Source organism: Leucobacter sp. BZR 635 (assembly GCF_048061935.2).
Classification (GTDB): domain Bacteria; phylum Actinomycetota; class Actinomycetes; order Actinomycetales; family Microbacteriaceae; genus Leucobacter.
The window spans coordinates 1-21,120 of sequence record NZ_JBLUNZ020000060.1; the positions used below are offsets into that span (position 1 = coordinate 1).

24 protein-coding genes are annotated in these 21,120 nt (G+C 66.3%); 22 read left to right on the plus strand and 2 right to left on the minus strand.

From position 1 onward, the window contains the following. From ACI1US_RS12055 to ACI1US_RS12140, 18 genes are all read left to right on the plus strand, one after another. On the plus strand, positions 1 to 2,060 hold a 2,060-nt coding region (locus tag ACI1US_RS12055; RefSeq protein ID WP_461640687.1), incomplete at its 5' end, for an Ig-like domain-containing protein. Between the two features lie 224 nt (positions 2,061 to 2,284). Beyond that, on the plus strand, positions 2,285 to 2,803 hold the full coding sequence (locus tag ACI1US_RS12060) for a hypothetical protein (protein ID WP_461640688.1): 519 nt from the start codon (positions 2,285 to 2,287) through the stop codon (positions 2,801 to 2,803). A gap of 123 nt (positions 2,804 to 2,926) precedes the next feature. Next, the gene (locus ACI1US_RS12065) at positions 2,927 to 3,889 is read left to right on the plus strand and encodes a pseudouridine synthase (RefSeq protein WP_461640689.1); all 963 of its coding nucleotides are present in this window, start codon (positions 2,927 to 2,929) and stop codon (positions 3,887 to 3,889) included. A gap of 226 nt (positions 3,890 to 4,115) precedes the next feature. Further along, positions 4,116 to 4,631, plus strand: a complete 516-nt coding sequence (locus ACI1US_RS12070) for an Asp23/Gls24 family envelope stress response protein (RefSeq protein WP_461640690.1) — start codon at positions 4,116 to 4,118, stop codon at positions 4,629 to 4,631. Then, positions 4,628 to 4,819: a DUF2273 domain-containing protein gene (locus ACI1US_RS12075; RefSeq protein ID WP_461640691.1), complete on the plus strand. Its 192-nt coding sequence runs from the start codon at positions 4,628 to 4,630 to the stop codon at positions 4,817 to 4,819. The genes ACI1US_RS12070 and ACI1US_RS12075 overlap by 4 nt, the downstream gene beginning before the upstream one ends. Continuing rightward, positions 4,816 to 5,202: an NTP pyrophosphohydrolase gene (locus tag ACI1US_RS12080; RefSeq protein WP_461640692.1), complete on the plus strand. Its 387-nt coding sequence runs from the start codon at positions 4,816 to 4,818 to the stop codon at positions 5,200 to 5,202. Before ACI1US_RS12075 ends, ACI1US_RS12080 begins: the two co-directional genes overlap by 4 nt. Then, positions 5,203 to 5,787: a DUF6286 domain-containing protein gene (locus ACI1US_RS12085; protein ID WP_461640693.1), complete on the plus strand. Its 585-nt coding sequence runs from the start codon at positions 5,203 to 5,205 to the stop codon at positions 5,785 to 5,787. Continuing rightward, positions 5,784 to 6,401, plus strand: coding sequence for a hypothetical protein (locus ACI1US_RS12090; RefSeq protein WP_461640694.1), 618 nt, complete (start codon positions 5,784 to 5,786; stop codon positions 6,399 to 6,401). The genes ACI1US_RS12085 and ACI1US_RS12090 overlap by 4 nt, the downstream gene beginning before the upstream one ends. Positions 6,402 to 6,439: 38 nt before the next feature. Further along, the gene (locus ACI1US_RS12095; RefSeq protein ID WP_461640695.1) at positions 6,440 to 6,655 is read left to right on the plus strand and encodes a hypothetical protein; all 216 of its coding nucleotides are present in this window, start codon (positions 6,440 to 6,442) and stop codon (positions 6,653 to 6,655) included. Between the two features lie 67 nt (positions 6,656 to 6,722). Further along, the gene (locus ACI1US_RS12100; RefSeq protein ID WP_461640696.1) at positions 6,723 to 6,896 is read left to right on the plus strand and encodes a CsbD family protein; all 174 of its coding nucleotides are present in this window, start codon (positions 6,723 to 6,725) and stop codon (positions 6,894 to 6,896) included. Positions 6,897 to 6,968: 72 nt separating this feature from the next. Next, entirely contained in the window at positions 6,969 to 7,235 is a 267-nt protein-coding gene (locus ACI1US_RS12105) for a GlsB/YeaQ/YmgE family stress response membrane protein (protein ID WP_461640697.1), read from the plus strand. A 119-nt stretch (positions 7,236 to 7,354) separates the two neighbouring features. Next, positions 7,355 to 7,921: an RNA polymerase sigma factor gene (locus ACI1US_RS12110; protein WP_461640698.1), complete on the plus strand. Its 567-nt coding sequence runs from the start codon at positions 7,355 to 7,357 to the stop codon at positions 7,919 to 7,921. Beyond that, complete coding sequence (locus ACI1US_RS12115; protein ID WP_461640699.1) at positions 7,918 to 8,532, plus strand: Asp23/Gls24 family envelope stress response protein; 615 nt, start codon at positions 7,918 to 7,920, stop codon at positions 8,530 to 8,532. Before ACI1US_RS12110 ends, ACI1US_RS12115 begins: the two co-directional genes overlap by 4 nt. Continuing rightward, positions 8,529 to 8,870 (plus strand): hypothetical protein, encoded by a 342-nt coding sequence (locus ACI1US_RS12120; protein WP_461640700.1) that lies wholly within the window; start codon positions 8,529 to 8,531, stop codon positions 8,868 to 8,870. The genes ACI1US_RS12115 and ACI1US_RS12120 overlap by 4 nt, the downstream gene beginning before the upstream one ends. A gap of 158 nt (positions 8,871 to 9,028) precedes the next feature. Next, positions 9,029 to 10,051 carry an LLM class flavin-dependent oxidoreductase gene (locus ACI1US_RS12125; protein WP_461640701.1) on the plus strand — a complete coding sequence of 341 codons (1,023 nt, stop codon included), beginning with the start codon at positions 9,029 to 9,031 and terminating at the stop codon, positions 10,049 to 10,051. Between the two features lie 400 nt (positions 10,052 to 10,451). Next, positions 10,452 to 12,443 carry a DUF3556 domain-containing protein gene (locus tag ACI1US_RS12130; RefSeq protein WP_461640702.1) on the plus strand — a complete coding sequence of 664 codons (1,992 nt, stop codon included), beginning with the start codon at positions 10,452 to 10,454 and terminating at the stop codon, positions 12,441 to 12,443. Next, a complete protein-coding gene (locus ACI1US_RS12135) occupies positions 12,440 to 13,888 on the plus strand; it encodes a phytoene desaturase family protein (protein WP_461640703.1) in 1,449 nt (482 codons plus the stop codon). Before ACI1US_RS12130 ends, ACI1US_RS12135 begins: the two co-directional genes overlap by 4 nt. Further along, positions 13,885 to 15,150 (plus strand): PucR family transcriptional regulator, encoded by a 1,266-nt coding sequence (locus ACI1US_RS12140; protein ID WP_461640704.1) that lies wholly within the window; start codon positions 13,885 to 13,887, stop codon positions 15,148 to 15,150. The genes ACI1US_RS12135 and ACI1US_RS12140 overlap by 4 nt, the downstream gene beginning before the upstream one ends. Before the next feature lie 16 nt (positions 15,151 to 15,166). Here the strand turns inward: ACI1US_RS12140 and ACI1US_RS12145 are convergent, their stop codons facing one another. Beyond that, complete coding sequence (locus ACI1US_RS12145; RefSeq protein ID WP_461640705.1) at positions 15,167 to 15,643, minus strand: hypothetical protein; 477 nt, start codon at positions 15,641 to 15,643, stop codon at positions 15,167 to 15,169. Between the two features lie 258 nt (positions 15,644 to 15,901). Here ACI1US_RS12145 and ACI1US_RS12150 point away from each other — a divergent pair, with 258 nt between their 5' ends. Continuing rightward, positions 15,902 to 17,110, plus strand: a complete 1,209-nt coding sequence (locus ACI1US_RS12150) for a sensor histidine kinase (RefSeq protein ID WP_461640706.1) — start codon at positions 15,902 to 15,904, stop codon at positions 17,108 to 17,110. Further along, the gene (locus ACI1US_RS12155) at positions 17,107 to 17,754 is read left to right on the plus strand and encodes a response regulator transcription factor (protein WP_461640707.1); all 648 of its coding nucleotides are present in this window, start codon (positions 17,107 to 17,109) and stop codon (positions 17,752 to 17,754) included. Before ACI1US_RS12150 ends, ACI1US_RS12155 begins: the two co-directional genes overlap by 4 nt. A 335-nt stretch (positions 17,755 to 18,089) precedes the next feature. On the opposite strand, the gene ACI1US_RS12160 is transcribed toward ACI1US_RS12155, so the two are convergent. Beyond that, complete coding sequence (locus ACI1US_RS12160; RefSeq protein WP_461640708.1) at positions 18,090 to 18,647, minus strand: TetR/AcrR family transcriptional regulator; 558 nt, start codon at positions 18,645 to 18,647, stop codon at positions 18,090 to 18,092. A gap of 101 nt (positions 18,648 to 18,748) precedes the next feature. Here ACI1US_RS12160 and ACI1US_RS12165 point away from each other — a divergent pair, with 101 nt between their 5' ends. Both ACI1US_RS12165 and ACI1US_RS12170 read left to right on the plus strand, forming a co-directional pair. After that, positions 18,749 to 19,249 carry an HPP family protein gene (locus tag ACI1US_RS12165; RefSeq protein WP_461640709.1) on the plus strand — a complete coding sequence of 167 codons (501 nt, stop codon included), beginning with the start codon at positions 18,749 to 18,751 and terminating at the stop codon, positions 19,247 to 19,249. A 277-nt stretch (positions 19,250 to 19,526) separates the two neighbouring features. After that, positions 19,527 to 21,023: a class I adenylate-forming enzyme family protein gene (locus tag ACI1US_RS12170; protein ID WP_461640710.1), complete on the plus strand. Its 1,497-nt coding sequence runs from the start codon at positions 19,527 to 19,529 to the stop codon at positions 21,021 to 21,023. Positions 21,024 to 21,120: the final 97 nt, after the last annotated feature.

Here is a 21,120-nt window from a genome sequence, read left to right on the forward strand (position 1 = left end):
CCGCTGACAGCATGCAGCTGAAGCAGGCTGCAGAGGGCATCACAAACCTCTTCTTCCAGGGCGGCATCGAGGGCGAGGCATACCTCGGCAAGTACATGGGCATCCCCGCGAACCTGCTGCGCAACCCCAACAACGGTGCACCGAACCTGACCTTCGCGCTCATGGGCGGAATCAAGAGCGAAGAACTCACGGGCTTCTACGCGAACGGCAACCTGAGCATCCCGATGTTCATGCGGAGCATGCATGTCACCGAGGCTGACTCGGCGACGGCGATGGCCGCAGTCAAGGCTGCCTTTGAAGGCCAGGGCTTCGGCATTGGCGAACTCAAGCCAATCATTGGCCAGGGGCTCTACGTGACCCACGACAACCCGCTCACCGCGATGCAGTTCGCGAGCTACCAGGCCACGATCAACCACAACCCGGCGGCCTTCGACGGCCCCACGGCGCTCAGCGATATTGTTTACCCGCTGGGCACCACGGGCGGCACGCTCGCGAGTAACTTCCGCAACAAGATGACCGCGTTCGGCGCAGTGATCCCCGGCAACGAGCGCTGGTGGCACACCGCCAACGAGCGCATGGGCGTCGAGTCTGCAGTGCAGATGACGAAGATGATGGCAGACGCCATGCTTGAGATGGCGCGCTACTCGGGCCCAGCCGGTGCACAGTTCATGTGGGCCGACATGGAGGGCCTGAACGCGAACCGTTCAGACCTCGATCTGCTCGATGTCACCGTCGGCACCTTCGAGGATGCGTCTGCAGCCGTGAGCGCAGATCACCTGGATTCGCAGGCACTCCTCGGTGCGACGTCGTTCAACATTCCGATGTGGGACGGCCGCGGTAACACGACCAAGTCGGCTGCGGCCTACGAACTCGGGCACGCGCCCGGCGGCGTCTACCTGCCGCTCGACAACCCCGAGTACCTCGAGAGCACGTATGTTGCGCCGATGCGGCTCGAGTTCAAGGTCGATCGCCCCGCGCACATGAACGACGAGGCATGGGCAACGTTCGTTGAGGGTGGCTACGGCGACTTTGAGTTCAGCATCGTCGTTGACGGCAATGCCGTGAAGCTCGCTGTCCCAGAGGGGCAGAACGCCGAGGACTTCTTCTCGTCGCGGACGGCAGAAACGAACCCGAACGCGATCTACCTCTCGGCAAACCTTGCGATCACCGACGCCGAATACACGGGCGTCGAAACCGTCATGGCCGACTCGAAGACCGACATGTACACGGTGAACCCCGAGTTCTTGAAGACGAACGAGGATCCGTTCCCCGAGCGCGGCGCAATTGAGAAGCGCGGCTTCTTCACCTTCGGCGACGGCGCGAAGAACGCTGAGTTCTCCTCGCCCGAGGCGGTCTATGTTTCCGTGGACAACGCGGTCATCGACACCAAGGTGTCGACCGACGTCGTTCGGGCGGGCGCGCAGAGCAAGCTCACCATCTCCATCACGGACACCCACATCGACGGCACTGAGTCAGTGGAGTCCGAGACGTTCACCATCGATGGTGACAACGTCGCAGGCAGCTACACCGTGGGCGACCGAGAGGTGCACGTTGACTCCAAGGGCAACGTGCTCGCCGAGAAGCCGGAGACGACGATCACCGTGCGCGATTCGAAGGGCAACGTCTTCGAAGGCGCAACCGTCGACGCGAATGGCAAGTGGACCATCACGAGCAAGGTGCCCTGTGGCGAGACACTCACGGCGATCCAGCGCACCGGCGACGGCCCCGAATCCGAGGCGGCCGCACCCTACAAGGCAGAGGCCTGCGAGGACGACGGCGGCAAGGGCCCCGGCGACGGTGACGGCTCGGGCAAGGGCGATGGCGATGGCTCAGGCAAGGGCGACGGCAAGGGCGACGGCAAGGGCGACGGCAAGGGCGATGGCTCGGGCAAGGGCGACGGCTCAGGCAATGGCTCGACAGGCGGCAAGGGAACCGAGAACGGCGGCGACGTCGCGGCGACCGGCGGCTTGCCCATGCTCGGCATTGCAAGCGGAGCGGCGCTGATCGTGCTGCTTGGCGGAATCGTGCTGGTACTGTCGCGGCGAAAGCTGCGCCAGTAACTGAGCGCTGACCCATGCGGGCGGGGCGGGAGATCCTGACGGATCTTTCGCCCCATTCGCGTCTGCGGGCGGCGGCAACTCGCCAGAGCGGGCTCACCGTCCGAGCGCACGCGCCCTGTGCAGGACTACTCAGGCCGGAGTGATGGCCCGCGCAGGCATGCCAAGTGCGAGATACTGGTGGGTGGCACGTTTTGGGCCCGCACACACCTGGGAGGGCACACACCATGGACCTGTTGGCATCGAATGATTCCCCGTTGAACCGCTATGGATCGCTTGATGAGGCGCTCGTACACCGGCGCGCACCCGTCGAGAACCGGGTGTTTCTGAAGACGCTGCTGAACCGCATGCCGATCGACAAGCTCGTGCGCGCAGATGGCGGCATCACCGTGGTACGTGCAGACGACGCCCCTGACATCTACGTGCGCAAGGGATACACGGTCGGCTTCCAGACTGAGGACGAGATCATCGCGGTCGTAGGGTCAGAGGCCGAGCGCTGGGAGAGCCGGCGTCGCCCGGGCACCTGGGCTGTTGATCACCCGATGTACGGGAAGGGCCCGATCATCGAGGCCGAGGAGCTCGCCGCTGAGCGCGGCCCGGTGAAGCCGTCCCGTGCGAAGCGCACGGCCAAGCCCAAGGCAGAGCCCAAGGCGAAGAAGCCGGTCGTGCAGGAGCGCGTGCAGCCGGTCTGCCCGAACTGCTTCATGATGATGGCGCTGTCGGGCGTCTGCGGCAACTGCTCGTAGCTCGACGGTGCGCGGCTGAGTCGCTAGCTGGTTGAGCCGCTAGCTAGCCGAGCGGCTGAGCCGCTAGCTAGCTGGCCGAGTCACTGAACCGCCGAGCCGCCTCCCGGGCGGTAGACTCGTGGGGTGCCTCCGCGTTCTCCGTTGCCCCAGCGCCTGGGCCTCGACCCCGCGTGGCTGAGCACGGCCGCCCGCGAGGGCGAGCCGCCGCGCGAGTGGGCGTCGCTGCGCGACTGGCTGCACTATCGCGTCGGGATGCACGTCGACGTCGACGCGTTCATCGCGGAGGGGCGCTTTGTGACCCAGTCGGGGGACCCGGTGCTCGCGGAGGATCCGTTCCGACCGAACCGTTTCATCTGGTTCTACCGTGACCTGCCCGACGAGGCACCGGTGCCCGGCACTGTGCGAGTGCTCTTTCGAGACGAGCGCATCGTGGTCGTCGACAAGCCGGCATTCCTATCGACGATTCCGCGTGGCCGGCACGTGCGCGAGAGCGTGGTTGTGCGGATGCGGCACGAGCTCGGCCTTCCCGAGCTCACCCCAATGCACAGGCTCGACCGTGTCACGTCGGGTGTGCTGCTCATGGCAACCGAGCGCAGGTGGCGCGGTGCCTACCAGTCGCTGTTCCAGTACGGCGAGGTGACGAAGACCTACCGGGCGGTCGCCCCGATCTGCGATGACGTCTCACTGCCGACGACGGTGCGCAACCACATCTTCAAGCAGCGCGGCATCATGCAGGCTGAGGTCGTTGCCGGGGCTGAGCCGAACTCTGAGTCCCTCGTGGAATTCGAGCGGGAGCTCACCGCGGCAGAATCGGCGTTACTGCCCGACGCTCCCGCGCGGCCCCTCGGCGTGTACCGGCTCACGCCGCGAACCGGGAAGACCCACCAGCTCAGGCTGCACCTCTGCGGCCTGGGAATTCCGATTGTGGGAGATCCGCTCTATCCCGTCACCCGTGACGTTGCGGTCGATGATTTCAGCACGCCGCTGCAGCTGCTCGCGAGCGAACTCCGGTTCACAGACCCTGTCGACGCGAGTGAGCGAGTGTTCACGAGCGAGCTGCGCATTCCACTCTCCTCAAACGAGTAGGGCCCGGACACGGTCGGCTGAGGTGATACACCAGTGTGGTGCACTCAGGGTTCACCCTGTCGACAGACCGGCTACACAGGCTTACGACTCAGCGGGCTCCCAGGCTTTGGAAAAGAGTTTGTGACGAATTCGACGCTGGGAACGACCCACTTGTAGAGCGACGTTCTTCGCTCGCAACGACGGCACGGCCGTACTGGCCGTGCCACCACAAGTGGAGGTACTTCTGATGGCTACCGAAGAGAAGAACACAACTGCTGCAGCTGCCGAGGCAGGCGCACCCGCCCAGCGCGCGGCGCAGGCCACCGCGGGCTCGTCACGCGTCGATCGCGTGCAGTACTCAGCGAGCTCAGCTGGCGACTCGGCTTCTGCTGGCCGCACCACCGTGGCCGAGGGCGTTGTCGCAAAGATTGCCGGCATCGCTGCCCGCGAGGTCTCCGGTGTCTATGCGCTCGGGGGCGGCGGCGCACGTGCGCTCGGCGCGCTGCGTGACGCAGTCAACGCGACCGACCTCACGCAGGGCGTGAAGGTGGAGGTCGGGGAGACCCAGGCAGCAGCCGACATCACCATCGTCGTGGACTACCCGGCTCCGATTCAGGATGTCGCCGAGAACGTGCGCAGCGCGGTCGCCGGTGCCATCAGCCGCATGGTCGGGCTCGAGGTTGTCGAGGTGAACGTCGACGTGAACGACGTCCACCTGCCGAGTGACGACTCCGAAGACGACTCCGAGTCGCGCGTCTCATGAGTGCCACAGTGACCGGGGCGCTGGCCGGCGCAGTGCTGGCCTTCGCCGGACTCATCTTCGGTTTCTGGGGCTTCCTACTCGTCGCACTCCTCATGGGTATCGGCGCGACCGTTGGGCGCATGCTGTCTGGTGAGCTCGACGTCCGCGCGCTTGCGGGGGTCTTCACTGGCAGGCGAACCTCGTCATGAGTGCCGCGACCGTTGGAGCGCCCAGCCACGCGACGGTCGATCCCACGCCCGCGGTACGGGGCGCCGTGCGTGTCCGGCCGAAGGCGCTTGAGAAAGCAGTCAGGGAGGCCTCCGCCGACATGGCGGGAGCACCCAGGAGCGACGTGAACGTCGACATCGCCGAGTGGGGTGGCGGCCTCAATGTCCGCATCGCGACGAAACTGCCCATCCCAGGGTTGGAGCAGAGCGAAGCGATCAGAGCCGAGACGCCGATCCTGGATCGCGTGCGAACGATGCAGGTCGCCCTCGCGCACGAGCTGGCCCGGCTGACCGGGCGAGACATTCGACGCGTGTCGGTCACCGTGACCGGCGCGATCATTCCGGAGCGAAAGCGGGTGAGATAGATGACCAACGCAGTGCTCTCACGTGTTGTGCGCAGGGAGATGCACTCGCCGCGCACCGCACTGGCCGTCATCGTGCTCGTACTCGCGGCAGCCGTGGCGGTGTACGCCTTCATCGAGATCGTGCTGCAGCTCCTGGGCTCGCAGCCGCTACTCGTCGCCCCCAGCGACGCGTTCGCCTGGCTCGTGGACCTTCCGGCCAACGAGTCGGCGGCCGGAATCGGCGCGGGAGCAGCGATCGTCGCGGTGATCGGGTTGATCCTCCTCGCACTCGCGATCGCGCCCGGGCTGCGCTCCAAGCATCAGCTTGGGGATGCGGCACACGCGGTCGTCGTCGACAACGGTGTGATCGCCTCGGCGATTGCCGAACGCATCAGGCGAGAACTCGACCTGTCGAAAGACGGTGCGACCGTTGGTATCGGACACCGCAGCGCGGACGTGACGGTGCGGCCGGAGCCCGGCCAAGAGATCGACAGCTCGCAGGTGCGAGCGATCGCCGAGGCCGAACTCGCCGGCTACGGGCTGGTGCCCGCGGTGCGGGTGCGTGCCCGGGTCCAGCCGACCGCGGAGCAGGGAGGTGCCAGATGAACGCCACAAATCGCGGAGTGAATCGCGCCGTCTTGCTCGTCGTCGGGGCCGTATTGCTCGTGGCCGGCGCGGCCGCGCTTCTCGCAGTCGTGTGGCCGGCTGCCGCCGATCTCTGGCAGACGAGCATGACGAACGCAGACACGTGGCTGCGAGACACCGAGTCGAGCACGCGCCTACACGAGTCGACGACGGTGAGCTGGCTCGCCATTGCCGCGCTCGCACTGCTGCTGGCAATCGTGGTGGTCGCGGTCGTGATCATCTCGAGGCTTGGCGGTGGTCGAAGCACCACGGTAACCCGGGCAGAGGCGGCCGATGGGCCGGTTGGCGCAGTGACGATCGCTCACGGCTTCGCTGCCGACGCACTCACCGACTCACTCGCCAGGCACGACGAGATTCTTGCTTCGCGCGTGAGCGCGGGACGAGTGCAGGGCGAGGACGTGCTCCATGTGAGTGTGACCCCGAGACAAAACTCCTCACCCCTCGAAGTCGCCGCGCTCGTGAGTACGCTCATCGACAACCTCGCGCTGTTGACGGGACGGGAGAGCCCGGCCTTCGTCTCGATTCACTCGGGTGTGCGATCGCGGCTCGCAGCCGATAAGTCGCGAGTGCAATAGCTCGCTCGGAGACGACTGACAGAAAGGGGGGAAGCACGATGTGGAAGAACCTATTCATCGTTGCGATCATTGCGACCGCAACCTACTGGGTAGGCGTTGAATCGGCGAAGTCTCGCGGAAAGAACTACGAGGACCTTCGCCACCAGATTGAACGTCTGTGGACAAGCCCGGAAGCGAAGAAGGCGAGACGTAAGCGAGCGAAAAATGCTCAACGTTCCGTCAAGAAGGCCCAGAAGCAGCTGTTCGGCACCTAGCCTTCGCCGCAGGTCACACGCAGAACCTCCCCGCCACCCGGGGACTCAACAAATAAAGGAGAAGCACATGAGCGCAGAAGACAAGATCAAGGCTGCAGCTGACAAGATCACCGGCCAGGTCAAGGAGACCGTCGGAAAGATGACGGACAACGACAAGCTCGTCGCTGAAGGCAAGGCCGACAAAGTCAAGGGCGAGGCGAAGGGCGGCGTCGAAGACGTGAAGGACGCCTTTAAGAAGTAGCGGGAATCGGGTGGGGCGGAACGACCTCCGCCCCACCTCCCAGACACACATCATCGACAGAAAGACACACCAATGGGATTTTTCAGCTTTCTCTTCCTCGGCCTCATCGCCGGGGCCATCGCAAAACTCATCCTCCCCGGAAAGCACGGTGGATCCTGGTTCGTCACGCTGTTGCTCGGCGTCGTTGGTGCGATGCTGGGCGGCTGGCTCGGCGGACTGATCTTCAACGTCAGTCTTGAAGGATTCTTCAACCTGTCTACGTGGGCGCTCGCGATTGGCGGCTCGATCATCGTGCTGCTGATCTATGGGATGGTTACCGGCCGGAAAACAAAGAGCTAACGACTGGTGAAAAGGCTCGCGGGTCTCGACCAGCAGAGCGAGGATGAAGGTTGGGGACGGCACCGCAGCTGTCCCCAACCCCTCCAACTGGAGGGACCCTTCGAGCGAGGGAGCGACGGATGAACGATGACCAAGGTAGAGACGCCCTCGAATCCGCAGATGATCGGATTCTTGCGGGCCGTGCCGCCGACGGGGACGCCGCGGCGTTCGCGGCGCTGGTGCGCAGGTACACGCCCATGATGCGTGCCTACGCCCGCCGCATTCTTCCTGGGACAGCGGAGCTTGACGATGTCGTGCAGGAGGCCTTCATTACCGCGTGGGAGCAGTTATCCACGCTCGAGGATCGCGACCGGGTGAAGAGCTGGCTCATGCGAATCACCAGCCGCAAAGCAATTGACCGCATTCGAGCGAATCGGCCACACGCTGACGTCGAAGAGCTTGATGTCTCAGCCCCAGAAGCCACCGATCCACCGCGGCAGGCCGAAGCCAGTGCGGGAGTTGCAGCCCTCGGGGAGGCACTCAAAGAGTTACCGGCTAGCCAGCGGCAGTGCTGGGTGCTGCGAGAGATCGGCGAGTATAGCTACGAGGAGATCTCTGAGGAACTCGGGATCTCCGTTTCCACCGTGCGCGGGCAGCTCGCTCGCGCACGCAAAGACATTATCGTTCGAATGGAGGAGTGGCGGTGAACGCAAATGAACATCGCAGGCTCCTCGGGTTAGGTCCCGAAGATCTTGATGGACACACCATCGAGGAGCTCTCCGAATACCTCGAAGCGGGCCGCTTGCCGGCAGACCCGTTAATCGACGAGTCGGCCGGCTGCCAAATCGCACTTGACGCGCTTGAACGCCTGAGGAATCTCACGCCCGAACTGTTCGCTGCAGACACCGCCGCCGAGCCAGAAGCCGACGAGCTCTGGGTGCAGCGGATTCTCACAGACATCACGCTCGATGCGAGAGCCGGGCGACGGATCCCAATCGCGTCAGACGCCCCCCACTTCGACGCTGGCATCACGGAGGGGGCCGTACGCGGCCTCATCCGTAGCTCCGAACACGCGGTCCCCGGAGTGCTGCTGGGAAAATGCACGCTCGACGGTGACGTCACCGTGATCGGCGAACCGGTCCGCGTAAGCGTGGAGATGAGCGTCCCGTACGGAGCCTCGATTCCAGCCCTCGCCGAGCGCGTTCGAGGAGAGATTCGGGCCCAGCTCACAGCCCACACCACACTGAACGTCACCGCAGTTGACGTCGTCATTCATGACATCCAGCACATACCCACACAGACAGAGAACGGACAATGACCGACGAACCTGAACACCTGCTCGCGACAGAGATCGAGCGCTCGATCCGGGCCGTTCCGGGAGTCACCGCGCTATTCCGGACAGGGTCGACCATGGCGAAGCTTGTCGATGCCGGGGCGGAGCTCGTGCGCGGTGCCCGGGGCGCGGGACCGCTCGTACGGGTCGAACTTGCCCCGGAGGGCGCGCGCGTCACTGCCGCGCTCGGCGTGCGCGCGGCCGTGAGTAGCGTCGAGACGCTCGAGCGCGTGCGCCGCGTAGTCGCTGCGGAGCTTGCCGCACACGGGCACGCCGAGGCGGAGATCCACCTCACCGTCGTGCACGTGAACGGTGCCGAATAGGCCGCCACAGAGCAGATCCTCCGCTGCTGCGCAACGCTGAACCGCGTGCGCAGTCACGAGCTTTACAGATTGCAGATGTAGCGTTATTTGCGATTGCGTGATGAGTAGTGGTGTTCAGAACCTCGGAATCTCTCACGTGCTGCGATGAGGAGAACAAGATGAGGCTGTCAGTTGTGGATCTGGGAATTGTTGCTCCGGGGACCGGGGAAGTGCAGGCTCTCGCGGACTCCGTAGAGCTCGCCCGGCGGGTTGAGCGGCTCGGGTACCATCGCATCTGGTTCGCCGAGCACCACGCGAGCACCATGGGAGCCTCCCACCATCCTGAGCTACTCATCGCCGCAGTCGGCGCACAGACCTCATCGATCAGGGTGGGATCTGGCGCGGTGCTCATGAACCACTACAGTCCCTTCAAAGTCGCCGAGATGTTCAAACAGCTTGAGGCCATGTACCCGGCCCGGGTTGATCTCGGAATGGGGCGAGCGACCGCGGGGCCCGTGCTCGACCTCGCGCTGCAGCAGAACCGGCAGAACCCCGCGCATGCCGACCACGAGCAGCAGGTTGCCGAAGTGATCGCCTGGCTGACCGGCAGTTTCCCACCCGAGCACCCCTTTGCGAGCACGACGCTGCTCCCGTCAGTCCCCGACACCCCGCACACTTGGCTACTCGGCTCAAGCCCAAGCGGGTCGAACCTTGCCGCGGGCCTCGGCATCGGCTACACCTTCGCCGGCTTCATCAACCCAGCGGGCGCGGCCCCTGCGCTCCGGCGCTACCGCGAGCAGTTCCGGCCGGGCCCGACGGGGCTGAGCGAGCCGCGGGCGATGCTCTCGGTCAACGTGACCGTGGGGGAGACCCCCGCAGGCGCTGCGCGGCTGGTGAGCTCCCCGAAGGCGTATTACGCGCGGATCGGCAGGGGCGACTACGCCACGCAGGTGCCCGCTGCCGACGTCGCGACCGCAGAACTCACGCAGGCCGAGCGCGACCAACCCACGAGCATCGTCGGCGGCGAGTGGCCGAGGCTTGTCGCGGGCAGCCCCGCACAGGTGCGCGCGATCCTCGAGCAGATGATCGACGAGAGCGGTGCCGACGAGGTCATGGTGCAGCACATGATCCCGAACCCGGAAGACCGGTACCGCTCGCACGAGCTACTCGCGGAGGCGCTCGGAGTGGCCCCGCTGGGCTGACGCGCGGCCCGAGCCAAACTTGTACATGTGGGTAAATGAGCTGGGCCAACAACGGCCACGCGTAGCCCGCAGACTGCTCATAGCATTGCCCTAGTACGGAAGGCACGGTCACCGAGGACCGTCCCGGAAAGGACAGCAATGACGCTGCAGCACCTTCTGCGGGAATCTCCCGCGGCCGGCACCGATCGCGACCAGGCTTGCGCCGCTCGCCGTCGGCTGCACCGTGTTTGCGCCGCGCGCGGCACCAGTACTTGAGGTAATCGGCGGCTAGACCGCCGTCAAACCTCCGTCTTGCGGGGATCGCTGCGCTGCGCCGCGGTAACCCCCTGACTTGTGGTGCCCGACTGCGCCACATGCCCCGATTTCGCCTGCCCAAATACCTGCCACCAAAGGAGTTGTCATGGGTTATAGCCAGCCACGGATGCCGAGTACGGATCCGGAAGCATTCATTCGCAGTCCGCTGCAAAACCGCCTGAAGTTCGTGTCGAAGGAGTGGGGCGAGTGGGGCTTCGGCGCCGCCCGCAAGATCTCCGTGATGTACCTCGTGAAGCTGTTTGGCGGGTTCCTGCTCGGCGGAGCTGTGCTCATCACCCTCACCTCGCACCTCAATCCGCTCGAGGTCACCTCATGGTGGACGAACCCGATCGTGTACCAAAAGTTTGTGGTGCTCGCGATGCTGCTCGACTCCATCGGCGTGGGGGGATCGTGGGGCCCGCTCGCCGGGAAGTTCGGTCCGTACACGGGCGGGATTCTCTTCTGGTCGCGCCCCGGCACGATCAAGATGAGCCCGTACAAGTGGATCCCGTTCACCGGTGGCAACCGCCGCACGCTCGTCGACATCTTCCTGTACTGGGGCTTCCTGTTCTCGCTGGCGACCGCGCTGCTGTCGCCCGGCCAGAGCGCGACAACGTTGCCAGCGCTCGCCAGGTTCCAGGCGTTCCTCGCCGACCCCGCGAGCGGCATGCCGAGCTGGCTCGCGCAGAACGCCGACAGCTTCCTGCTCATCCAGACGACGCCGCTGATCCTCGCACTGTCCTTCCTGCTGCTCATCGGGTTGCGCGACAAGATCATCTTCCTCGCCGCGCGTTCGGAGCAGTACGCGTTGCCGATCGTGTTCTTCATCGTTGCCCCGAATTTCTTCGAGGTCAGTGACATGATCATCGCGATCAAGATCTTCCTCATCGCGGTCTGGGTGGGCGCGGGCTTCTCGAAGCTCAACCGTCACTTCAGCCCCGTGATCCCGCCGATGATGGGCAACACCCCGTTCTGGCCGCCGCGCTGGCTGAAGAAGGCCACATTCAAGGACTTTGACAACGACAACCTGCTGCCGAGCGGCTTCGCGCACCTCCTCGCGCACGGCCTCGGCACCATCGTCGAGCTTGCGGCCCCGCTCGTCATGCTCTTCGTTGCCGGCAACGCCTTCGGCGGGCAGCTCACGGTGACGCTCGCCACGCTCCTCATGGTCGGGTTCTGCTTCTTCATCATCTCGACCTTCCCGGTCGCGGTTCCCCTCGAGTGGAACCTGGTGTTCGCGATCTGCGCGGTCGTGTTCTTCATCGGCTACCCGAACTCGGCCGGCTTCAGCGTGTTCGACATGTCGCAGCCGTGGATGCCGTTCGCCGTCATCGCCGTGCCGCTGTTCTTCGTGATCTTCGGATCGATCCGCCCCGACAAGGTGTCGTTCCTCGCAGCGCTCCGCCAGTACGGCGGCAACTGGGCGACGGGCGTCTGGGCGATCCACCCCGACGCCGAGAAGAAGCTGCACCGCGTCTTCCGCCCGACGAAGGATCAGATTGACCAGTTCCAGGCGATGGGCATGCCGTATATCCAGGCGGAGGCATTCTTCGAGATGTCGCTCGCGTGGCGCGCGCTCCACACGCAGGGCCGCGGCCTGTTCTCGATCCTGCTGAAGAACGTGCCCGACGTCGACCATCGCCGGGTGCGCGAGGGCGAGTTCGCCTGCAACGCGATGATCGGCTTCAACTTCGGCGAGGGTCACTTCCACAACGAGGAGCTCATCGCCGCGATCCAGGAGCAGGCGCAGTTCGAGCCGGGCGAGTTCATCGTCGCCTGGGCCGAGTCGGAGGCGCTGTGGCGCGGCTTCCAGAACTACAAGATGATTGACGCGGCGCTCGGCGTCGTCGAGACCGGTCGCTGGCAGGTGAAGGACGCCGCCGAGGCGCAGCCGTGGCTGCCGGAGGGGCCGATCCCGCTCACCGTCACCTGGCGGTCGCCCGAGTTCGAGAAGCTGCAGTTCACCGCGACCGACATTGTCGGCCCGGACGCGCTGCCCGAACCCGAGGACGACGCGGTCACGCTCGGCGTGAACACGCAGGCGCTGAACCAGTTCGTCGCCGAGTCGGAGACGCTCGTGGAGGTTGCGAAGCGATGACCACAGCCGTCGTCGTCGGCAGCGGGCCGAACGGGCTCGCTGCCGCGACAGTCCTGGCCCGCGCCGGCGTCGACGTCACCGTCGTCGAAGCGGCCGACAAGCTCGGAGGGGGAGCTCGCTCAGTCGAGTCCCCCCTCGCGGGGCTCGTGCAGGATCACTGCGCGGCCGTGCACCCGATGGCGCCGGCATCTCCCTTCTTCCAGACGCTCGATCTCAAGGCGATGGGGGTGAGGTGGGCGTACGCCCCGATCGACGCCGCGCACCCGCTCGACCGGGGCGAGCCCGGGATCCTGCGCACCTCCGTCGCCGAGACCGCTGCGGGCCTCGGCCGCGACGGCGCACGCTGGGAGGCGGCCTTCGGGCCGCTGTCCCGCTCCTTCGATCGGCTATCGCCGGTGATCATGTCGCCGATGCTCAGGATCCCGAAACACCCGCTGCTGCTCGCCCGGATGGGGCTCGTCGCGGGGCCCCCGCCGGCCCTCGTCGGCAAGCTGTTTCGTGAGGAACGTGCCCGGGCGCTGTTCATGGGGGTCGCCGCGCACGCGCTGCAGCCGCTCACCCTCCCGCTCGTCACCGGCATCGGCGCGGGCATCATCATCGCGGGGCACGCGGTCGGCTGGCCCGTCGTCGAGGGCGGCACCGGCCGCTTCACCGACGCGCATATCCGGCTACTGCACAGCCTCGGCGTGAAGTTCGAGACCGGGGTGCGGGTCAACCGGCTCTACGAGCTGCCGCCGCGCGACATCACCATCCTCGACGTGCACCCGCACACCGCGGCGGGGATCCTCGCCGAGCAGCAGCCGCAGGGCGCGCGCCGCGCTTACCGCTCGTTCAAACCGGGCCCCGCCGCCTTCAAGGTCGACTTCGCCGTCGACGGCGGGATCCCCTGGCGCGACCCCGAGATCACCCAGTCAGGCACCGTGCACCTCGGCGGCACCGCTGAGGAGATCATCGCCGTCGAGAAGCAGGTCGCCGTGGGAAAGATGCCCGAGCGGCCCTTCGTGCTCGTCGGGCAGCAGGCCGCCGCCGACCCGGGGCGCGCGAGGGGTTCGATCCAGCCGATCTACGCCTACGCGCACGTGCCCACCGGCTACACCGGCGACGCAACCGAAGCGATCATCGCGCAGATCGAGCGCTTCGCGCCCGGCTTTCGCGAACGCATCGTCGCGCTGAGCTCCCGCACCCCGGCAGAATCCGCCTCCGAAAACGCGAACTTCGTCGGCGGCGACATCCTCACGGGCGCGAAATCACCACTCCAGTTCTTGCTCGGGCCCACGCTCTCGGCGCAGCCCTACGACACCGGCATCCCCGGCGTCTACCTCTGCTCGGCGGCGACCCCGCCCGGCCCCGGCATTCACGGCATGGGAGGATACAACTCCGCGCACCGTGCGCTCAGACAGCTGACGCAAGGAAGCGCTCAGAAGATCGAGGTCTACGCCACATGACTCCAACCGGAACCGACACACAGATGCGCGAACTCGTCGCACAGGCAGGCCGCAAACTGCAGGCCATGGCACCGCAAATCGTCACGGACATGACCGAACTACTCGCTGAGCGCGTCTCGGGGCTCGCACAAGACGCGCAACTCATCGAGATCCTGCACGCCAGCATTGATGGGAACGTCTGGACCCTCGGGCACGTGCTCACGAACGACATCGGCGTCGACTCGATGCAGCCGAATACGGGCGCGGTCGAGTACGCGATCCGCCTCGCGCAACGCGACGTGCCGCTCGGCTCGCTCACCCACGCCTACTACCTCGGGCAGGCAATGTGCGTGCGGCGCGGCATCGACGCGGTCGACCAGCTCGGGCTCGAAGACAAAGAACTGCAGATGAACCTCGTGCGGCTCGTGACTGAGGTCACGCACGACTACTTCGATTGGATCCTGCAGTACGTCACCAAAGTGCACGTCGCCGAGCAGGCGAGGTGGTGGACGGCCCGGGCAGTCACCAACGCAGCGGCCGTCATGAAGGTGCTGCGCGGCGAAGCCATCTCGGTCGCCGGCTTCGAATCGCGCACCAAGTACGCGCTCGAACGCAACCACGTCGCGTTCATCGCCTGGCTCGAACTCGAAACCAACGACACCGAAGACCAGCAGCGCGTCGACCAACTGCTGCGCCGCATGGCCTCGATCGTGCGCTCCACGCGTCCGCCGCTCATCACCGCCTCAGACCCGTCGACCGCGTGGGCCTGGGCAACGATCCCCACAGACGAACTCGACCCAGAGACACTCGCCCGCATCGAAGCGCTCGCGTCATCCGAGGAGGCCCGCAACATCCGCGTCGCGGTTGGCACGCCGGGCCAGGGCATCAACGGGTTCCGGCAGAGCCACGAGCAGGCCGCGAAAGCGCGCGTCGTGGCCCTGGGCACCCAGCGCTACAGGGAGGAACGGCTCGTCGCCTACGGCGACCCCGACGTGGGCGTACTCTCGCTCATCATGCACGACCCCAAGGGTGCGCTGACCTGGACCCGCAACGTGCTCGGCCCGGTCGCCGGCTGCGGCGAAGCAAACGCGGCGATGCGCGAGACGCTCGCCGCCTACTATGCGTCAGGGGGCAACATCTCGCGCACCGCCGATGAACTCGGCCTGCACCGCAACACCGTGCGGCAGCGGGTCGGCAAGTTCGAACTCGATCGCGGCAACCGCCCGCAGAACAGCCTCGAGATCTCGCTCGCGCTCAGGCTCTGCGGGCTGCTCGGAGACTAGCGCTGCAGCGCTGAGGCTAACGCTGCAGCGCCGAGATGCCGAGCGACGCCAGCACACCGAAGATGATGCCCCACATGATGATCGAGATGATCTGCCAGAGGATCACCTGGTTCTTCGGAGCGCCGAACGACACCATCGCGGCCGAGGTGATCTGGCTGGGAAGCGCAAGCTGACCGAGCAGACTCACACCCGGCACGCCGTAACGGTCGAAGCGCGCCTTGAGCTTCTGCCGGCTCGGGCTGAGCTCCTTCGCGGCCTTGCCCTGGGTCGCCTTCGCGCGGATGCCGTGAGCCGACAACACGAAGACGAGCATCGAGATGATGTTGCCGATGATCGCCGCGCCGACCGCGATAGCCGGGTTAATGCCGACGATCACGCCAACGGCCGAACCGAAGTACGACTCGACGAACGGTATCGCCGCGATGATCATCACTCCGAACCACTGCAAAAACTCGGGGAACGAAGCGGTGAAATCTTGGAGCGTGTCGATCATGACGGCCTTTCGGGGGAGTGGATCACGGGGATCACGGGGAGCCGATCACAGGGTCTGGATCGGGAGTGGATCGGGGTGTGCGCAGCGGAGGTGCTGCGATAGTTCAATGGTTTCGCAGCTGCGCTCGCCGCAGTAGTGGCGTGCTGTCACGTCTCGCCGTGGAGATCCGCACGGCTTGCCAGTGACATTTGTCACAGGTCTCGCCCGCGGGGCAGCGAGCCGTCTCTCGCCGCCCGTTCTGCCCGTATGCTGACACTGATGTCTGCTCATACGAACCCACCTGCCCCGTTTGCCGGGGTGAACGCGACGTGGATCTACACGCTCGGCTCAATCGTGGCCGTGTACGTGCTGCTCGACCTGCTCATCATCACTGACCTGCTGTCGAGCTTTGCTGACACCCGGTCGCGGGGGATGCTGGCGCTCGTGCTCGTCAGTGTGGCGGCAGCGGCGACGCGGATCCGCTACTGCTGGTTCCTGCGCTCAGATTCGGGCAGCGGGCTACCCCACATCGGGTGGACGATCGCGCTGTTCGCGCCGGCAGTCATCTCCTGGGGGATCGCGTTCGTGATCCCCGAAGGCAGCTTCTTCGCCGCAGTGCAGCTGTGGTTCTCCGGCGTGCTCTTTGCCCTCGTCGCGAGTAGGCGTCTGCGCTGGTGGCTGATCCTCCTCGCCCTAGTACTCACGCTGATCCCGATCCTCGTCTCCGGGATGGCCGGAGACCGTGTCGAACTCGGCGAGCGGCACCCCGCGACGGTGCTCATCACTATCTACAGTCTGGTGCTCCCAATCATGCTCATCTCGAGCCTTTGGTTCTGGCGCGTCGTCGCGCGGCTCGACGAGGCCCGCAGCCTGGCCGCTGAGCTCGCCGTCACGCAGGAGCGGCTGCGCTTCGCGGCAGACCTTCACGACATCCAGGGCCACCACTTGCAGGTGATCGCGCTCAAAGCAGAGCTCGTCGAGCGCACGCTCGCCACGAAACCGGAGTACGCGGCTGAGCAGGCCGGCGAGATCCGCCTCATCGCGAAAGAAGCGATGGAGGAGACGCGCTCGCTCGTCTCCGGGCTGCGCGACGTTGCGCTGCGCGACGAGCTCGAGAACGCGAGCGAGGTGCTCACCCTCTCGGGTGCAGCGTGCACGCTTGAGATCTCGTCGCTGCCCGCCGGCACCGATGCGCAGCGGGTGCTCGCGTTCGTGGTGCGGGAGGCAACGACGAACATCCTGCGGCACAGCAACGCGACCGAGGCCTCGATCGCGCTCGCGCCCGCGCGCGGCGGCTTCGAGTTGACCGTGAAGAATAACGGTGTGGGGGAAGAACCCGGGCGTGACGGCGGTTCGGGGATTGCGGGGCTCCGCGCGCGCCTTGCCGACGTCGGCGGAACGCTCACGGCAGATGCCGGTCGCCCGGGGGCGGCGGGGCACCGATCCTTCGCCCTCACCGCGTGGGTACCAGAAGGGGGACCACAGTGAATCTTGCGCAGGCCGAGGCTCGCGCGGCGAGCGGGAAGCCGATCCGGCTGCTCATCGCCGACGACGAACAGCTCATTCGGGGCGCGCTCGAAGCGCTGCTCGGGCTCGAACCCGACATCGAGATCGTCGCCGGGGCCGACGACGGAGCGATGGCCACCGAGCTGGCGCTCGGGCTCCTGCCAGACGTGTGCCTGCTCGACCTTGAGATGCCGCGTGTCGACGGAATCGAGGCTGCCGAGCAGATCATCGCGGCGGCCCCTGGCATCCGCGTGATCATCGTCACCAGGCACGCGCGGCCCGGGGTGCTGCGCCGCGCACTGGCCGCCCGCATCTCCGGGTTCGTGCCAAAGTCGACGCCCGCGGGGGAGCTCGCCGACGTGATCCGCGATGTCGCTGCCGGGAAGCGCTACATCGACCCGGAGATTGCCGCCGCGGCGCTCACCGCTGAGCGCTGCCCGCTCACCGAGCGCGAACTCGACGTGCTGCGGGTCACCCGGTCGTCGTCGAGCGTGCAAGACATCGCCGACGTGCTGTTTCTGTCCACGGGCACCGTGCGAAACTACCTGTCAGCGGCGATGACGAAGCTCGGCGCCGCGAACCGCCGCGATGCGGCCGAGCACGCCTGGCAGCAGGGCTGGATCTAGGCGGCGTGCGGCGTGCTGCAGGCTGTGGGCTGGGGCTGGGGACCTGCGGGCGGCGTGCTGGTGCTGGCGGTTACCTCCCGTGCTGGCGCGAGGCCGGATTCCGAGCCCGGTTCCCACACCTCTTCACCCCCGTTTAATCCTGCATGAGCCTTTCTGGGGCTGCGCGGGGCTCGGGAAGGATTACTTGGGGCAGAAAGGATCGACTTGTTGCGCGCACAGGCCCGCGCCCGTACCGGTGCCCGTACCGGTGCCCGTACCGGTGCCCGTACCGGTGCCCGTACCGGTGCCCGTACCGGTGCCCGTGCCCGCGCCCGGAGCCGCGCCCGCGCCCAGACTCAGCAGCCGAGGAGCTTCGCCGCGGCAGCTTGGGCATGCCGGGCGGCCTCAGCGTCGCCCGAGATTCCGGCGGTCACCAGGCTGCCCTCGATGAGGAGGAAGACCGCATCGGCCGTTTGCGGTGACGAGCCCGCCGCGCTGACGAGCTGAGCGATGTAGGTGCGCAGCCGCAGCTTGTGGCGGCGAACCGCGTCTGCGACCTCCGGGGTGCTGGCCCCGAGCTCGCCGAAGGCGTTGATCCAGGCGCAGCCGCGGTGACCTGCGCTGCTCAGCCAATCGAAGAGCCAGTCGAAGACTGCGAGCACGCGCTCCGGGGGAGTGGCCGTGCTGCTAAGACTTTCGACATGGTGCGCGAGGGAAGCGTGCCACCGTTCGTCGCGGCGGTCGAGCATTTCCACCGCAATCGCGTCTTTGCCCGGGAATAGCGAATAAATGCGTTTGAGTGGAAGCCCCGAGGCTGCGCGAAGCGTGTCCATGCCGACCGCGTGGTAGCCGCGTTCGTAGAACAGTTCCTCAGCTGCATCCAACAGTTGCTCGCGTTCAGCGTGGAGTGCCATGCCTGCTGCCTGCCCTTCGCGTTTGCTTTGAGAACGATCGTTCTCTAGGCTACCAGAACGGGCGAGAACGGTCGTTCTCGCCGTGTTGAGAAGGAGCCACCATGCCAGTGCCGAGTCGGCAGTTCCCCGCGAGTCAAGCCCCCGCGCGCCCCGCGATCTCGACGGTCCTGGTGGCGACGCTGACCTCGGTGGCAGCGCTCTCAGCCCTCGTGGGGATCGGGCTGCTCACCGGGCAGTTGCTCATGATCCCACCGATGGCCGCAAGCATGGCGCTCATCGCGGGAGCCCCGACGCTTCCCCTTTCACAGCCGCGGCACGTGATTGGAGGTCAGGTGATCTCGGCAGCGGTCGGGGTGGGGGTGGGCCTTATCAGCCACTCGCTGTGCGCGGCGGCGATCGCGGGGGGTCTTGCGCTCGGCGCGATGCTGCTGGCGCGCGCATCCCACTCGCCAGCCGCTGCAACGGCAGTGATCGGAGTCACGCTTGCAGATGGCCAGTGGGCATTCGTGGGAGCTGTCGCCCTCGCGGCGGCGGTGCTCGTGGTGTTCGGGCTGCTGCGGTCTGGGCTGAAGCGCACCAAGTATCCGCAGTACTGGTGGTGACTCTCGGCCCCACCCTTCCCGCCCCGTCTAATCCTGCATGAGCCTTTTCCGGGCCGAACTGGGCTCGGACCAGATTAATCGGGGTAGAGAGGAGTGTGGGGTGGGAGTGGAGGCCGGGGCCGGGCCGCACACAGCCCGCTGGGCCCGCACAAATGCAAACTGCACAGCCAGCACAGAGAGCTGGGCCAAGAACGGCACGAACAGCCCGGAAGGGGGCTCGTAGCATTGCGATATCAACCCGGAAACAGGTCATCGAAGACCCTGGGAAAGGACAGCAATGAGGCTGAAACACCTGCTGTGGGAATCCCCTGCCGCTGGCACCCACCACGACTGCCTCGGCGATGAGCGAGGCATGCTCACGTATGCAGAGGTCGACGCGCGAGCCCGCGCTGCCGCCGAGCAGTTTGCCGAGTTAGGGATCGGCGAGGGCGACGTCGTCGGGATCATGCTCGAGAACAGCGTCGAGTTGCTGCTCGGCATCCTCGGGGCGTGGCTGCTCGGCGCGGTCGCCACGCCAATCAACCCGACGTTCACGGGCCGCGAGCTGCAGTATCAGCTCGCCGATTCGACGACGAAGCTGTTGCTCACCTCCGCAGCGGTGCTCCCGGCAGACACCGCTCTCGAAGTCCCGCGCCTCAACGTGTCAGAGCTGCGGACGACGGCTACGGGCACGGTCCCGACCCCGGTGACGCCGCCCTCGCAGCTCGCGCTGCTCATCTACACGAGCGGCTCCACAGGCCAGCCGAAGGGCGTCATGCTCGACCACGCGAATCTGTGTGCCATGGCGAGCGGTCTCGCCGAGCACGTGGAACTCACCGCGGCAGACCGCGCACTCGTAGTGCTGCCGATGTTCCACGTCAACGCGATCTGCGTGAGCTGGCTCGCCCCCACCGTGGCCGGCGGATCGACGAGCGTGATGCAGCGATTCAGCCCGCAGGCGCTCATCGACGCTGTCGCGCGCGTACAGCCCACGTACTTCTCGGTGGTGCCTGCGATCCTCGCGCGGCTCGTCGAGCTGCCCGCCGAGGTCGAGAGCGACTTCCGCTCCGTGCGCTTGGTGATCTGCGGCGCAGCCCCGGTCTCGGCCGAGCTGCTGCAGCTCAGCGGCGACCGCTTCGGACTACACATTCTCGAGGGCTACGGCCTCACAGAGTCGACGTGCGCCTCCGCGTGCATCCCGCTACGCGGCCCGCACAAGCTCGGCACTGTCGGCCCGGCTATTTCGGGCCAGGAGATCAAGCTCGTTGATGCGCGCGGAGCTGCCGTGCCCGCGGGGGAGCGCGGCGAAGTCTGGATCAGCGGCCCGACGGTGATGCGCGGCTACTTTGGTCGGCCCGAAGCTACCGCCGATGCCATTGTCGACGGTTGGCTCCGCACGGGTGACGTCGGCGTGCTCGACGCTGACGGCTACCTCAAGATTGTGGATCGCATCAAGGACATGATCATTCGCGGCGGCGAGAACCTCTATCCGAAGGAGATCGAGACCCACCTTGCCTCGCACCCGGCGGTGCTCGAGTCCGCCGTTGTCGGGGCGGCGCACCCCTCCCTCGGGGAAGTGCCGGTCGCGTACGTCGTGCCGCAGCCCGGCGCGGGCGTGAGCAGCGCGGAGCTGCTCGCGCACTGCGCCGCGGGCCTCATGAAGATCAAGGTTCCCGCGAGGCTCGAGATCGTGCCGGAGCTGCCACGCAACCCCGTTGGCAAGATCGACAAACCAGAGCTGCGACGGCGCACCCCGCCCGTCGCGGCGCCTGCACCCGTGGGGGCCGCAGGCTAGCCTGCCCACCGCGCACACAAGGGAACCCTGCTCACAGCCGGGTGGATCCCTCATCTTGTGGCACCCAAAAACCGCCGCAGACCACGCGTTATCCGCC

Bases quoted from the DNA above. Each gene is read 5' to 3' on its own strand.
- ACI1US_RS12060 (WP_461640688.1), top strand. From the start codon at position 2,285: ATGGACCTGTTGGCATCGAATGATTCCCCGTTGAACCGCTATGGATCG.
- ACI1US_RS12070 (WP_461640690.1), top strand. From the start codon at position 4,116: ATGGCTACCGAAGAGAAGAACACAACTGCTGCAGCTGCCGAGGCAGGC.
- ACI1US_RS12075 (WP_461640691.1), top strand. From the start codon at position 4,628: ATGAGTGCCACAGTGACCGGGGCGCTGGCCGGCGCAGTGCTGGCCTTC.
- ACI1US_RS12080 (WP_461640692.1), top strand. From the start codon at position 4,816: ATGAGTGCCGCGACCGTTGGAGCGCCCAGCCACGCGACGGTCGATCCC.
- ACI1US_RS12085 (WP_461640693.1), top strand. From the start codon at position 5,203: ATGACCAACGCAGTGCTCTCACGTGTTGTGCGCAGGGAGATGCACTCG.
- ACI1US_RS12090 (WP_461640694.1), top strand. From the start codon at position 5,784: ATGAACGCCACAAATCGCGGAGTGAATCGCGCCGTCTTGCTCGTCGTC.
- ACI1US_RS12095 (WP_461640695.1), top strand. From the start codon at position 6,440: ATGTGGAAGAACCTATTCATCGTTGCGATCATTGCGACCGCAACCTAC.
- ACI1US_RS12100 (WP_461640696.1), top strand. From the start codon at position 6,723: ATGAGCGCAGAAGACAAGATCAAGGCTGCAGCTGACAAGATCACCGGC.
- ACI1US_RS12105 (WP_461640697.1), top strand. From the start codon at position 6,969: ATGGGATTTTTCAGCTTTCTCTTCCTCGGCCTCATCGCCGGGGCCATC.
- ACI1US_RS12110 (WP_461640698.1), top strand. From the start codon at position 7,355: ATGAACGATGACCAAGGTAGAGACGCCCTCGAATCCGCAGATGATCGG.
- ACI1US_RS12120 (WP_461640700.1), top strand. From the start codon at position 8,529: ATGACCGACGAACCTGAACACCTGCTCGCGACAGAGATCGAGCGCTCG.
- ACI1US_RS12125 (WP_461640701.1), top strand. From the start codon at position 9,029: ATGAGGCTGTCAGTTGTGGATCTGGGAATTGTTGCTCCGGGGACCGGG.
- ACI1US_RS12130 (WP_461640702.1), top strand. From the start codon at position 10,452: ATGGGTTATAGCCAGCCACGGATGCCGAGTACGGATCCGGAAGCATTC.
- ACI1US_RS12135 (WP_461640703.1), top strand. From the start codon at position 12,440: ATGACCACAGCCGTCGTCGTCGGCAGCGGGCCGAACGGGCTCGCTGCC.
- ACI1US_RS12140 (WP_461640704.1), top strand. From the start codon at position 13,885: ATGACTCCAACCGGAACCGACACACAGATGCGCGAACTCGTCGCACAG.
- ACI1US_RS12145 (WP_461640705.1), bottom strand. From the start codon at position 15,643: ATGATCGACACGCTCCAAGATTTCACCGCTTCGTTCCCCGAGTTTTTG.
- ACI1US_RS12150 (WP_461640706.1), top strand. From the start codon at position 15,902: ATGTCTGCTCATACGAACCCACCTGCCCCGTTTGCCGGGGTGAACGCG.
- ACI1US_RS12160 (WP_461640708.1), bottom strand. From the start codon at position 18,647: ATGGCACTCCACGCTGAACGCGAGCAACTGTTGGATGCAGCTGAGGAA.
- ACI1US_RS12165 (WP_461640709.1), top strand. From the start codon at position 18,749: ATGCCAGTGCCGAGTCGGCAGTTCCCCGCGAGTCAAGCCCCCGCGCGC.
- ACI1US_RS12170 (WP_461640710.1), top strand. From the start codon at position 19,527: ATGAGGCTGAAACACCTGCTGTGGGAATCCCCTGCCGCTGGCACCCAC.